The 12,239-nt window shown below is 67.8% G+C and carries 11 protein-coding genes; 3 read left to right on the plus strand and 8 right to left on the minus strand.

Features of this window, described 5'->3' with window-relative positions; all coding sequences use genetic code 11:
• Positions 1-21: 21 nt before the first annotated feature.
• From BAMB_RS32510 to BAMB_RS32525, 4 genes are all read right to left on the minus strand, one after another.
• Entirely contained in the window at positions 22-909 is an 888-nt protein-coding gene (locus BAMB_RS32510) for an ABC transporter permease (protein WP_011661402.1), read from the minus strand.
• The gene (locus BAMB_RS32515; protein WP_227739220.1) at positions 906-1,856 is read right to left on the minus strand and encodes an ABC transporter ATP-binding protein; all 951 of its coding nucleotides are present in this window, start codon (positions 1,854-1,856) and stop codon (positions 906-908) included. Before BAMB_RS32515 ends, BAMB_RS32510 begins: the two co-directional genes overlap by 4 nt.
• Before the next feature lie 124 nt (positions 1,857-1,980).
• Positions 1,981-3,036 carry an ABC transporter substrate-binding protein gene (locus BAMB_RS32520; RefSeq protein WP_011661404.1) on the minus strand — a complete coding sequence of 352 codons (1,056 nt, stop codon included), beginning with the start codon at positions 3,034-3,036 and terminating at the stop codon, positions 1,981-1,983.
• Positions 3,037-3,083: 47 nt separating this feature from the next.
• Positions 3,084-4,010 carry a TauD/TfdA dioxygenase family protein gene (locus tag BAMB_RS32525; protein WP_011661405.1) on the minus strand — a complete coding sequence of 309 codons (927 nt, stop codon included), beginning with the start codon at positions 4,008-4,010 and terminating at the stop codon, positions 3,084-3,086.
• A gap of 376 nt (positions 4,011-4,386) precedes the next feature.
• On the opposite strand from BAMB_RS32525, the gene BAMB_RS32530 reads away from it, so the two are divergent.
• A complete protein-coding gene (locus BAMB_RS32530; protein ID WP_041491835.1) occupies positions 4,387-6,579 on the plus strand; it encodes a hybrid sensor histidine kinase/response regulator in 2,193 nt (730 codons plus the stop codon).
• A 56-nt stretch (positions 6,580-6,635) separates the two neighbouring features.
• Here BAMB_RS32530 and BAMB_RS32535 read toward each other — a convergent pair whose 3' ends face one another.
• Entirely contained in the window at positions 6,636-7,346 is a 711-nt protein-coding gene (locus BAMB_RS32535; protein WP_011661407.1) for an MgtC/SapB family protein, read from the minus strand.
• Between the two features lie 309 nt (positions 7,347-7,655).
• On the opposite strand from BAMB_RS32535, the gene BAMB_RS32540 reads away from it, so the two are divergent.
• Positions 7,656-7,940 (plus strand): helix-turn-helix domain-containing protein, encoded by a 285-nt coding sequence (locus BAMB_RS32540; protein ID WP_011661408.1) that lies wholly within the window; start codon positions 7,656-7,658, stop codon positions 7,938-7,940.
• The gene (locus BAMB_RS32545) at positions 7,930-9,234 is read left to right on the plus strand and encodes a HipA domain-containing protein (RefSeq protein ID WP_011661409.1); all 1,305 of its coding nucleotides are present in this window, start codon (positions 7,930-7,932) and stop codon (positions 9,232-9,234) included. Before BAMB_RS32540 ends, BAMB_RS32545 begins: the two co-directional genes overlap by 11 nt.
• Positions 9,235-9,475: 241 nt before the next feature.
• Here BAMB_RS32545 and BAMB_RS32550 read toward each other — a convergent pair whose 3' ends face one another.
• The 3 genes from BAMB_RS32550 to nthA are packed head-to-tail and all read right to left on the minus strand — an operon-like array spanning position 9,476 to position 12,014.
• Positions 9,476-10,720, minus strand: a complete 1,245-nt coding sequence (locus tag BAMB_RS32550; RefSeq protein ID WP_011661411.1) for a GTP-binding protein — start codon at positions 10,718-10,720, stop codon at positions 9,476-9,478.
• Positions 10,717-11,370, minus strand: coding sequence for a nitrile hydratase subunit beta (gene nthB / locus BAMB_RS32555; RefSeq protein ID WP_011661412.1), 654 nt, complete (start codon positions 11,368-11,370; stop codon positions 10,717-10,719). Before nthB ends, BAMB_RS32550 begins: the two co-directional genes overlap by 4 nt.
• Before the next feature lie 44 nt (positions 11,371-11,414).
• Positions 11,415-12,014: a nitrile hydratase subunit alpha gene (nthA, locus tag BAMB_RS32560; protein WP_011661413.1), complete on the minus strand. Its 600-nt coding sequence runs from the start codon at positions 12,012-12,014 to the stop codon at positions 11,415-11,417.
• Positions 12,015-12,239 lie beyond the last annotated feature (225 nt).

The following is a 12,239-nucleotide window of genomic DNA, read 5'->3' on the forward strand; positions in this document are numbered from 1 at the left end:
TCGCGTTCCGATTCGATACGGTCAGTGCTGAATACCCCAGCGTCGCACCGTCACACGCTCGAGCGTATCGAACACGAGATGCTCGACCAGCAGCCCGATCACGATGACGGCCGCGAGGCCCGCGAACACGCGGTCGGTGTACAGCTCGTTGCGGTTCTGGAAGATGTACCAGCCGAGCCCGCCCTGCCCGGCGCTCGCGCCGAACACCAGTTCCGCCGCGATCAGCGTGCGCCACGCGAATGCCCAGCCGACGCGCAGCCCCGACAGGATCGACGGCAGCGCGGCAGGCACCAGAATCAGCGCGATCTGCCGCGCGCCGGTGAGGCCGTAGTTGCGCCCGGCCATCTTCAGCGTGGCCGGCACGCCGGCGAAACCCGTGTACATGCTGAGCGCGAGCGGCCACAACACCGCGTGCACGAGCACGAACAGCAGGCTGCCGGTGCCGAGCCCGAACCACAGCAGCGCGATTGGCAGCAACGCGATCGACGGCAGCGGATTGAACATCGCCGTGAGCATCGTCAGCACGTCACGGCCGATGCGCGTCGATACCGCGAGCGACGTCAGCACGAACGCGAACACCACGCCGAGCGCATAGCCGCGCAGCAGCACCGACATCGAGACCCCCGTCTTCACGAGCAGTTCGCCCGACGCGATGCCTTGCACGAACGCGGCCTGCGTCGCGCCGACGGTCGGCACGAGCAGATCGTTCGCGACGATACGCGCGACGATTTCCCACGCGGCAATCAGCACGAACGCGACGACGACGCGCCGAAACGCGCTCGCCCCGGCGATGCGGCGCACCAGCGGCGCGGGTGCCGAACGTTCGGCGTCGGGCGGCGTATCGAGCGTGCGCACGTATTCGGCGCGAACGGGCGGCAGCGGCGGCAGAACCGGATCGATCGTGTTCATGATGCCGTGGCCTCCGTGGTCTCCGTAGTCGATGCGGGATGCGTTCCGCTCGTCACGTCGGTATCGAACAGCAGATGATGAATCCGCGCGACGCTGTCGCGGAAGTCGCCGCTGCCGATGCTGTCGAGCGAATAATCGTGGCTGTTGAGCTCCGCGCGCACGCGGCCCGGATGCGGCGATAGCAGCAGGATCCGGTTGCCGACGACGAGCGCCTCGTCGATCGAATGCGTGACGAACAGCAGCGTGAAGCGGAATTCGTCCCACAGGCGCAGCAGCTCTTCCTGCATCTTGCGGCGCGTAAGCGCGTCGAGCGCGGCGAACGGTTCGTCCATCAGCAGCACGCGCGGCTGCATCGCCAGCGCACGCGCGATCGCGACGCGCTGCTTCATCCCGCCGGACAGCGTATGCGGATACGCATCGGCGAACGCGCCGAGCCCGACCTTGTCGAGATAGTGCAGCGCACGCTCGCGTGCTTCGGCGCGCGACAGCTTCGCGGCGGCGCGCAACGGAAACGCGACGTTCTCGACGACCGTCTTCCACGGCGGCAACTGATCGAACTCCTGGAACACGACGATGCGGTCGGGGCCCGGCCCGTGCACTGGCTGGCCATCGAGCGCGATCGAACCCGACACGGGCTCGATGAAGCCGGCGATCGCCTTCAGCAGCGTGGACTTGCCGCACCCCGACGGGCCCAGCAGCACGAACCGGTCGCTGCCGTACACGTCGAAGCTGACCTGATGGGTCGCGCGGACGATCCGCGCACCGTTGCGGTATTCGAGGCTCACGCAATCGATCGCGAGCAGGCGCTCGCTGTGCGCGCCTGCCGGTGCGGCCTGCGGCGCGGGCCGGCGCGCGGCGCGTGCGTCGATGGCGGGATGGGCGGCCGGCGCAGCCGCGCCGCGCGCCGCATACGGCGGCAACCCGATTCGGGGAGAAGTGGCGTTCACGATCGAAACTCTTGGCGGGAAAGCATCAACATACGGCTGCGCGGCGCGCGACCCAACCAACGATTGCGCATATCGAAACCGCGTCGACGCATAAGCATCGATCGCGACGTTGCAACGCCATCGCTCAACTGCCGCCGGCCCTCGCCGGATCGTCGAAGAAGTAGTCGCGCCACGACTTCGGCTCGTTGCGGATCGCACCGGTGCGATACATGAACTGCGCGAGCTTCAGCGTGTTCTGCGGAGCCGTCTTGAACTGCACCTGCGGATTGCGCAGGATCTTCAGCAGCAATGCGCGATCGATCTTCGACCCGTTCACGCGGATATAGGTGTCGGCCGCGCGCTCGGGATCGGCGGCGATCTGGCGAGCCGCGTCGGCGAGCGCGGCGACGAACGCACGGTACGTCTTCGGGTTGTCGTCGCGGAATTTAGCGGTCGCGTACAGCACTGTCGCGGAACTCGGGCCGCCGAGCACGTCGTAGGAATTCAGCACGATGTGCGCGTTCGGATTGCCCGCGAGTTCCTGCTCCTGGAACGGCGGATTGCCGAAGTGCCCGGTAATCACGTTGCTGTTCGCGAGGATCGCGGCCGTCGCATCGGGATGCGGGATCGCCTGGGTCAGCGGATCGAGCTTGTCGAACTGCTTGTCGCCCCACTGCTTCGCGGCCGCGTACTGCAGCACGCGCGACTGCACCGACACGCCGACGGCCGGCACCGCGATGCGGTCCTTCGCGCCCAGGTCGGCGATCGTCTTCACGTTCGGGTTGCTGCTGACGAGGTAATACGGAAAATTGCCGAGCGACGCGACGCCCTTCACGTTCTGCCGGCCGCGCGTGCGATCCCACACGGTCAGCAGCGGCCCGACGCCCGCACCGGCGATATCGACCGCGCCCGACAGCAGCGCGTCGTTCACAGCCGCCCCGCCCGACAGCCGCACCCAGTCGACCTTGATGTCGATGCCGGCCTTGCGCCCTTCCTTCTCGATCAGTTGCTGGTCGCGCGCGACGTTCAGCATCAGGTAGACCACGCCGAACTGCTCGGCGATGCGGATGCGGCCTTCCGCGTGCGCGGCTTGCGGCGTGCCGGCGGCGGCGAACGCCAGCGCGGCGGTGAGCGTGGCGGCCAGCGCGCGGCGCGCGAGCCGGGTCGTGCGGCGCAGTGCCGGCGAAAGCGGAAACGACATCGGAACTCCAGTCAGGATGGGGGCAGCGGGACGACGACGCGCGACGCTCAGAACGGCGCGTCGCCTTCGATCGTCGTGCGGTACAGCTTGCGGCGCAGATGGTCGGGCGTGCCGGCCGCGAGATGCATCAGCGAGCGGTTGTCCCAGAACACGAGGTCGTGCGCGCGCCAGTGGTGCCGATACAGATGCTCGGCACGCACGCTGTGCGCGAACAGTTCATCGAGCAGCGCGCGGCTTTCGTCTTCGGGCAGATCGACGATGCGCGTCGTGAAATGCTCGCTGACGAACAACGCCTTGCGGCCCGTTTCCGGATGCGTGCGCACGACCGGATGCACGACCGCCTCGACTTGCGCGATCTGCTCGGCAGACAGATTCGGCCGCCACGGGCTGCGCGCCTGCAGCTCGGCATAGCGGGCCAGATACGTATGCTCGGCACGCCGTCCTTCGACCGCGCGACGCAGGTGCGCGGGCAGCGTATCCCACGCGAGATGCATGTTCGCGAACAGCGTGTCGCCGCCTTCGGCCGGCAGCTCCTGCGCATGCAGCAGCGAGCCGAGGCTCGGTTTTTCCTTGTACGACAGGTCGGAGTGCCAGAAATGGCCGGCGTCGCCGAGCCCGATCGGCCGGCCGTTCTCGACGATGTTCGACACGATCAGCACTTCCGGATGCGCGGCCAGCGCGAACTGGTGCAGCACATGGATCTGCAGCGGGCCGAAGCGGCGGCTGAACGCGACGTGTTCGTCCGGCGTGATGCGCTGGTCGCGAAACACCAGCACGTGGTGGTCGAGATGCGCGCGATGGACGCGCGCGAAATCGGCGGCGCCGAGCGGTTGCGACAGGTCGATGCCAACGACTTCGGCGCCGAGCGGCGCATCGAACGGGACGATGTCGAATCGCTGCGCGCCGGCTTCCGGCGGCAACGCGGCCCGATGGCCGGCGGACGTCGATGCGGCGCGGATGGCGGAAGTCGTCACGGTACAGCCCCTGATTCGGTAAAAATGCGAATCTACGAGCGCGTGCCGGATTGCGTCAACGAAGCGATTCCGATACGTTTATCTGCTGCGGCGATAAGGATCGGTGCTCGAGCGACGGGCCGTGCCGGCCGGATCGCGCACCCATCTTGCACACCGCGTGTCCAGAATTTACAAACCCGGTGGCGTCCGGCACCGCCCGCAGGGCGCCGAAGCCCGTGCCGCAAGGCCGCGGGGCCTGCCCCGAGCAGGCGGCACGCAGCTTGCTCACATCGGCCCGGATATGGCGACGGCGACAGCAGTGGGACGCCGGCCGCCACCGGCAATCGCCTGGTCGTGAGCTATGACACCTGACTCTCCCCTGCTGGAATCGGCCCTGATGCGGGCCGATCATTTCGTGCAGTTCTACGAATCCGACGAGCAGCTCGTGTCGGAGGTCGCGTCGTTCGCGGCCGATGCGTTGCGCGACGGCGGCAGCGCGATCGTGATCGCCCGGGCCGACCGGCTCGCGGCGGTGCACGAACGCCTGGATGCGCTCGGCGCGGCAATCGGCCCGGGAGCCCGCGACCGGATCTTCATGTCAAGCGCGCAGGCGCTGCTCGACAGCTTCATGGACGGCGACCTGCCCGATCCGGCGCGCTTTCGCCGCTCGATCGGCCCGATCGTCGAAGCCGCGATCCGCGCGGGCCGCCCCGTGCATGCGTTCGGAGAAATGGTCTCGCTGCTGTGCGCGCAGGACCGGTACGCCGGGGCCCTGCGACTGGAAGCGTTATGGGACGAACTGATCGCGCGGTACCGCTTCTCGCTCTACTGCGGCTATTCGCATGACGCGTTTCCGAGCGCCGAGCAGTCGGAGATGTTCCGCCACGTGTGCTCGCTGCACCGCCGCATCCTGCCTGCCGCGTCGCTGCGCAACGACGAGAACGAGCTGCACCTGACACTGGCGCTGTCCCAGCAACGCTCGCGCGCGCTGAGCGACGAGATCCGCCGCCGCGAGGACGCCGAACAGCAACGCAACGGCGTCCTGATGCATGCGCCGTTGCCGATCGCGCTGCTGTCGGGCCCGGAGCACCGGATCGTGCTCGCGAATCACCGTTTTTCCGCGCTGTGCGGCCGGACCGACATCGTCGACCAGCCGCTGACGTCGGTGCTGCCCGGCGGCGATACGCCCGCGATCGTGCAGGCGCTTGAAACCGCCCGCGAGCAAGGCTGCTCGACGACGATCGGCGAGCACCACGACCGGCCCGAACCGGACGGCGCCGCCCGCGTGTACCGGCTGCATTTCAATCCGCAGCCGCTCGCCGAGGGGCTCGGCGTGATCGTCAGCGCGGTCGAGGTGACCGAGCACGTCGCCGCGCGCGAGAAGCTCGTCGCCGCGAACGCCGAGCGCGACCGGCTGCTGGGCGAATTGCGCGACGCGAACCAGGCGAAGGACCAGTTTCTCGCGGTGCTCGGCCACGAGCTGCGCAATCCGCTGACGCCGATCTCGCTCGCGCTCGAGCTGATCCGCAACCGCGACGGCCAGGCGACGCCGAACGAGATCGCGATCATCCAGCGGCAGCTCGATCACATGGTCCGGCTGATCGACGACCTGCTCGACGTGTCGCGCATCACGCGCGGCAAGATCACGCTGAAGAAAGAATCCTTGCGGCTCGCGGACATCGTCGATCGCGCGGTCGAGGTCGCCAGCCCGCTGCTCGAGCAGCGCCGCCACCGCCTCCATGTCGACGCCGATCCCGACGCGCGTTGCCACGGCGACCCGGTGCGGCTGTCGCAGGTCGTCGCGAACCTGCTGACCAATGCGGCGAAATACACGATGCCGGGCGGCGACATCACCGTGCGCGCGACGCACGGCGTGGACGGCGCCGCGATCATCGAGGTCTGCGACAACGGCGCCGGCATTCCGCCCGACCGCCTCGACAGCATCTTCGAGCCGTTCTACCGGCTCGACGGCGAAACGAAGCAGGCGCACGGCGGCCTCGGCATCGGCCTCGCGCTCGTGCGCAGCCTCGTGAACCTGCATGGCGGCACCGTGCGCGCGGACAGCGCCGGCCCCGGCTGCGGCAGCACATTTACGATCGCGCTGCCCGAATACCGGCCGAAAGCCGTGGCGGTGGTCGCACCGCAGCCGCCGCCGGGCATCCGCGAGTTGGCGCCGGGCAGCACGGGCCGGCGCGTGATGCTGGTCGACGACAACGAGGATGCCGCGTCGACGCTCGCGCAATGGCTGCGCGACGCCGGCCACGAAGTCGCCGTCGTGCACGACCCGGTGACCGCGCTGGCCGCCTACCGCGCGTACCGCCCCGACGTCGCGATCCTCGATATCGGGCTGCCGGTGATGGACGGCTACGAGCTGCTGCGGCGGCTGAAGGCGATCAACGAAGTGACGACGTGCATGTTCCTCGCGCTGACCGGTTATGGCCGCAGCGCGGATCGCGAGCGCTGCCTCGCGACCGGGTTCCTGCAGCATTTCGTGAAGCCGGTCGATCCGGCCGCGCTGCATCTCGCGATGACGCTGCCCCGGCCGGGCGGCGATGCGCACGACGGCACGGGCGCGGAAGCCGGACGCTGAACGCGGCCCGGTACATGCGCGCCGTAGACGGCGGGCGGCGGACGGCGGCGCGCGGCTCAGTTCTCCGATGAACAACGGACCGACGTCAGCCCGGCCGACTCGAGAGTCCGGATCAGTTGCGGCAGCATCACGTCGGTGTTGGCCTGCTCGCGCCACTGCACGAGCAGTTCCTCCTCGCGCAGCGCACGCGCGACCGATTCGTGAAAGCCGCGCGTGCGGCACGTGAATCCCGCGGCGTGCAGCCGGGTCGTCAGCCGCTCGCGCGCCGTCGAGCCGAGTTCGTATTCGACCGTGACCCGCGCCGTCCTGACGCCGCGCAGCCTTTCCTCGACCAACCGCAGCGGCCACACGACGAGCAATGCGAGCACGAGCCCGAGCGCGCCGAGCGACAACTGGCCGCCGCCGATGCACAGTCCGATCACCGTGACGAACCACAGCGTCGCTGCCGTGGTCACGCCGGAGACGAGGCCGTCGCGATGCAGAATTGCACCCCCGCCGATGAAGCCCATCCCGGTCAGGATGCCGAGCGGCAGCCGCATCGGGTCGATCACCGCAAACGCGCCCTCCGGCTTGCCGGCCTGCATCAGCAGCGCATTCACCTGCAGCATCGCCAGGCACGCGGCGAGGCAGACAAGGATCGTCGTGCGCAGCCCGGCCGTCTTGCCGGCTTCACTGCGATCGAGGCCGACCAGCCCGCCCGCCACGAGCGCCAGCGCGATCCTGAAGAGGGCATCGGTCCAGTGAAGTACGACCGGCATCGGCTCCATGCGCGCCTCCATGCAAATCGTCATGCGAGATGCGTCGCGGTACGACCGCGAACGACACTCCTGGGACGCAAGGTTCGAGCCCGGCCGCGCGTGCAATGCGCGACGCCACATCACGCCCTCGGCGTATCCGATCGGATACGGACATAGCCGCACGTGAGGATTGAACGCCCCGCCGTTTCCGATCGGGTACGAAAGGACGCGCCGGCTTGCCGTGAACGCATATTCGTTCCCGAACGGATACGAACTGATGCCCGGGCCGGCGCGTTGTGCCATACTGTTCCCGATCAGATACGAAGCACGGAGAACGTCATGTCGGAGCCCCAGTCCGTCGACACGATCGGCGCGCTCGCCCACCTCATTCGCGCGACGCGGCTCCAGCAGGGGTTCACGCGCGACGAACTCGCGAACGCGACCGGGCTGTCGCCGAAATTCATCAGCCAGGTGGAAGCCGGCAAGCCGACCGCGCAAATCGGCAAGGTCATGCTGCTGCTCGGCGAACTCGGCGTGCGCCTGTACGCGGAATCGTCGGTCGAGATTTCGGAAGCCACCGCGCTGAAGGCCGCGCAACGCCGCAGGAGCGGCCATGGCGGCTAGAACGCTGATCGCGTCCGCCAACGGCGTGCGCATGGGCACGCTGACCGACGACAAAGGTATCTGGTCGTTCGCGTACGATCCGCAGTGGCTCGCGTCCGCGGCCGCGTACCCGCTGTCGCCGGCGTTCGCGCTGCGCGCGGACACCTTCACCGACACGTCGACCGATCGCCCTGTGCAGTGGTTCTTCGACAACCTGCTGCCCGAGGAAGGCATGCGCATGTCGCTCGCCCGCGAGGCGAAGGTCGATGCCGCCGACGCATGGGGCCTGCTCGCATACTTCGGGCGCGAATCGGCCGGCGCGCTGACGCTGCTCGCCGACGGCGAGCGGGAAGCGCCCGGCAGCCTGCAGCCGCTGTCGCTCGACGAACTCGAGCGCCGGATCCAGGCGATGCCCGAGCGCGCGCTGACGGCCACCGCGCCCAAGCGCATGTCGGCGGCCGGCGCGCAGCAGAAGCTGCTGCTGGTGCTGCGCGGCGACGCGCCCGACTACACGCTGTACGAGCCGGTCGGCAGCGAGCCGTCGATGCATCTGCTCAAGCCGGACATGCGCGCGGCCGGCTACCCGCACTCGGCGATCAACGAATTCTTCTGCATGAAGCTCGCGAGGAAGATGGGGCTCGACGTGCCCGACGTGCACTTCCTGCGCGCGCCGTCCGCGTGCTACGTGATCGACCGGTTCGACCGCGACGTCGCGTCGGCGCCGGCCGGGCGCGTGCATACGATCGACGCGATGCAGTTGCTCAACTACGACCGCGGCTTCAAGTACCAGCGGGCGAATGCGCAGGAACTTGCCCGCGCGATCGACCGCACCAGCACGCGCGCGCTGGCGCGCCTGTCGGTGTTCCGCTGGACCGTGTTCAACGTGGTGGTCGGCAATGCCGACGCGCATCTGAAGAACCTGTCGTTCTTCGTCGACGCGCGCGGCTACCGGCTCGCGCCGTTCTACGACATCGTCAGCACGGTCGTGTATCACACGCCGACGCACCGGCCCGACCATCGCGGCGATCATTGGCCGCACTGCGAACTGACGATGCCGCTCGGCAACGCGACGCGGTTTGCCGATATCGATGTGGATGCGTTGATCGCATTCGGCGAGGCGCTCGGGCTCAGAGGCAAGGCGGCGGCCAGCGAACTGCGGCGCTTTCTCGAGCCGCTCGATCGCCACGTCGTGCTGACGCTCGACGAAGTGCGGGAGATCGCGCGGCCGGACGCGGGGGAGATGCGGTTGCTGAATTCGATCGTCGCGATGCCGATCGCGGAGATGGGGCGGGCGCTTCGGTCGATGCGGGAGTGAGCCGGGTTGGGTGGAAAACCGCGCCGGCGGGCACTGCGCTTCGCTGCGGGCCTCCCCTGCCGGGACACCCGCTCAGCGGCGCACCGCGAACGCGTCGACTCCCGTCAGCGCAGCGGAGTGCGCCCATAGACGCTCGGCCGCCTCGGGATCGATCGCGTGCGGCCGCACGCCGGCCTCCTCGTCGCCGCGCGTGACGACCGCGACATCGCAAATTCATCGCTGACCGGTGGGCCAGGAAGCGTCACGGATGTTCGATGGCCACGAGCGCATCGAACGCGTCTCCTTGCGGAAACGCCGCCCACGATTCCGGTCCCGCCTCGATTTCTTCCACCGTCAACAGGCACGCATCGAGTTCGCGGCGCAACCGTTCGTGATCGATCGACTGCCCGATGAACACGATTTCCTGCCGGCAATCGCCGACCGGCTCCGCCCATTTTTCCAGCACGCCGGCGCGGCGATAGTCGTCGCGCGGCCAGTCCGACTGCGGCACGAATCGCCACCAGCGGCCGACATAGCCCCACTGGAACCGGCCCCCCGTCTGCACGAGCATGCCGATCTCCTCATGGCGGTGCGCAGCCCATGCATAGCCCTTGCAGCGAAGTAGCCGGCCATTGGTCCACGGCCGCCTCAGCCAGGCGAGCAGGCGCGCCGGATGAAACGGCGCACGTTCGCGATAGACCCACGATCCGATTCCGTACGTGTCGGATTCCGACGCTCGTTCGTCGACCTGCATGTGGCGCATCCATCCCGGCGATTCGACGAGCGCCGGCAGGTCAAAGCGCCGGGTTTCGAGCACGTCCGACGGATCGACTTCACCGTCCTGCATCGGCAGAATCCGCGCGGATGGATTCAACGACGCGAGCACCGCGCGCAGCCTGTCGAAACCCGCATCGCCGATCCGATCGAATCGGCTGACGAGGACGACGTTCGCATACTCGACCTGTTCGATCAGCAGGTCCGACAGCTTGCGTGGCTGCCCGGTTTCACTTCCGTTCGAGGCCGGTTCGTCCGACGTGATCATGTCCTCGAACGTCTCGCCGTTGACTACCGTGACGAGCGTATCGAGCCGCGCGAGTTCGCTGAGGCTGAAGCCGTCGCGATCGAGGAACGCGAACGTCTCCGCGACCGGCATGGGCTCCGAGATTCCAGTCGACTCGATCAGCAGGTAATCGAAGCGCTGCTGTCGCGCGAGCGTGCTGACCTGATCGAGCAGATCGGCCCGCAGCGTGCAACAGATGCAGCCGTTGCTCATCTCGACCAGCTCGTCCACGCCGCGATGCAGCTCCACGTTGCGTCGCACCTCGTCGGCGTCGACGTTCACTTCGCTCATGTCGTTGACGATCACGGCCACCTTCAGGCCGGCGCGATTGCGCAGGATGTAATTCAGCAGCGTCGTCTTCCCGGCGCCGAGGAATCCGGACAGTACCGTCACCGGAATCCGCGCCGGCGGGCCGGCCGGCACGGGTTGATTCGCCAGCGCATTCATGCGCGCGTCTCCGGCGCGCGATCCAGGTAGCCTTCGAACAAATCGGCCACGACATAACCGTCGTCGGCGGCGTCGCCCCACAGATCCCTCACGCGGAATTCGACGTGATAGGTCGGCTGATGCGCGGCGCCGGTGTCGCCGTGGCCGATCGCGTCCGGGAACGGCCACGATTCGGTCGTCCGGTGCAGCACGACGCCTGTCTTTCCCCGCACGTAGCCCGGTGCCCGGATGTGTCCGCTCACGTATTCGTCGCGCACGACGACGCGATCGCCGACCTCGAACCGCGTCGCGCCCGCGGGCGCCGCCCGGCCGACGGAATGCGACGGGTTCGCGAGCCGGAAGTGCGAACCGAGCGCGCGGTCGAGCTCGTCCTGCGTCAGCACGCCGGTTTCGACGAGCAGCGTCGCGGTCGCGATCACGTAGCGCTCGTAGTAGCGCGTGCCGACATGCTGGCGCACGTCGATCCGTTCGACCGCGTGACGCACTTCGTCGACGCTGAACTTTTTCAATTGATCGACACCGACGAACATCAAGCTGTATGCGAGATGTTCCCAGTCTTCCTTGAAGACCGGCTTGTAGCCGAGGCTGTTGATCGTGTGCGGCACCCGGCCGAAGCCCTGGAATCCGCCGAGGTCGTGAAAGCCGTCCATCTGTGATCTCCGAAATGAAGGTCGATAAGGGAATGCGGCGCGGATCAGCTCGCGCGCGGTAGCGCGACGCCGATCAGCACGTCCTTCGTGACAAGCGTTCGCAGTTGTTCCTCGGTCATGTGCCCGGTGCCGGCGGGACGCACGGGCAGCACCAGGTAGCGGCTTTCGGCCGTCGTGTCCCACACCTTCACGACGACGTCGTCGGGCAAGTCGGTACCGAGTTCGCGCAGCACCGTGCGCCCCTCGCGGACGAGCCGCGCGCGGTATTCGAACCCCTTGTACCACTCGGGCGGCAGCCCAAGCACCGGCCAGTTCGTGCACGAGCACAGGCTGCAGACGATCACGTTCTTCAGCGTCGGCGTATCTTCGAGCGCGACGATGTATTCACCCTGCGGGCCGGTGTAGCCGAACTGCGCGCACGCGGCGGTACCGTCCTTCAATAGCAGCTCGCGAAACCCCGGATCGACCCACGCACGCGCGACGATCCGCGCGCCGTTGGCCGGGTCCCAGGTCGTCGACATCAGTTCCGTCAGGCCTTCTATATAGCCGTCCGGGATCAGGTTTTTCTCTTTCATCACGCGAAACAGCGCCCAGGCGCGTTCGCCGGGTGTCGATGCTGTTTCTGCAGAGTGGTTCGCGCTCATCGTGGGGCTCCTCGTGGGGGTTCGGGTCGACCGCCGCCACGCCGCTGCTTCCCTGGCGGGGCGGGACACGTCGTATCGGTCACGCTCGACGAGTAGGTTAAGAAGAGAAAAAGCGCGGTTCTTTGCCGGCACGGATCGGAAACTGTGCTGAGACGGATCCGACACCTGCCTTTATTGCGACTGCATGGCATCGACGGCAGAGGCCCGCCACAGCCAATTTCTTGT

This window comes from Burkholderia ambifaria AMMD (genome assembly GCF_000203915.1).
Lineage (GTDB): Bacteria > Pseudomonadota > Gammaproteobacteria > Burkholderiales > Burkholderiaceae > Burkholderia > Burkholderia ambifaria.

Excerpts from the sequence above, each read along its gene's own strand:
- nthB (WP_011661412.1), bottom strand. The coding sequence starts at position 11,370 with ATGGACGGCTTTCACGACCTCGGCGGATTCCAGGGCTTCGGCCGGGTG.
- BAMB_RS32550 (WP_011661411.1), bottom strand. The coding sequence starts at position 10,720 with ATGAATGCGCTGGCGAATCAACCCGTGCCGGCCGGCCCGCCGGCGCGG.
- BAMB_RS32545 (WP_011661409.1), top strand. The coding sequence starts at position 7,930 with ATGGCGGCTAGAACGCTGATCGCGTCCGCCAACGGCGTGCGCATGGGC.
- BAMB_RS32510 (WP_011661402.1), bottom strand. The coding sequence starts at position 909 with ATGAACACGATCGATCCGGTTCTGCCGCCGCTGCCGCCCGTTCGCGCC.
- BAMB_RS32530 (WP_041491835.1), top strand. The coding sequence starts at position 4,387 with ATGCGGGCCGATCATTTCGTGCAGTTCTACGAATCCGACGAGCAGCTC.
- BAMB_RS32520 (WP_011661404.1), bottom strand. The coding sequence starts at position 3,036 with ATGTCGTTTCCGCTTTCGCCGGCACTGCGCCGCACGACCCGGCTCGCG.
- BAMB_RS32535 (WP_011661407.1), bottom strand. The coding sequence starts at position 7,346 with ATGGAGCCGATGCCGGTCGTACTTCACTGGACCGATGCCCTCTTCAGG.
- nthA (WP_011661413.1), bottom strand. The coding sequence starts at position 12,014 with ATGAGCGCGAACCACTCTGCAGAAACAGCATCGACACCCGGCGAACGC.
- BAMB_RS32540 (WP_011661408.1), top strand. The coding sequence starts at position 7,656 with ATGTCGGAGCCCCAGTCCGTCGACACGATCGGCGCGCTCGCCCACCTC.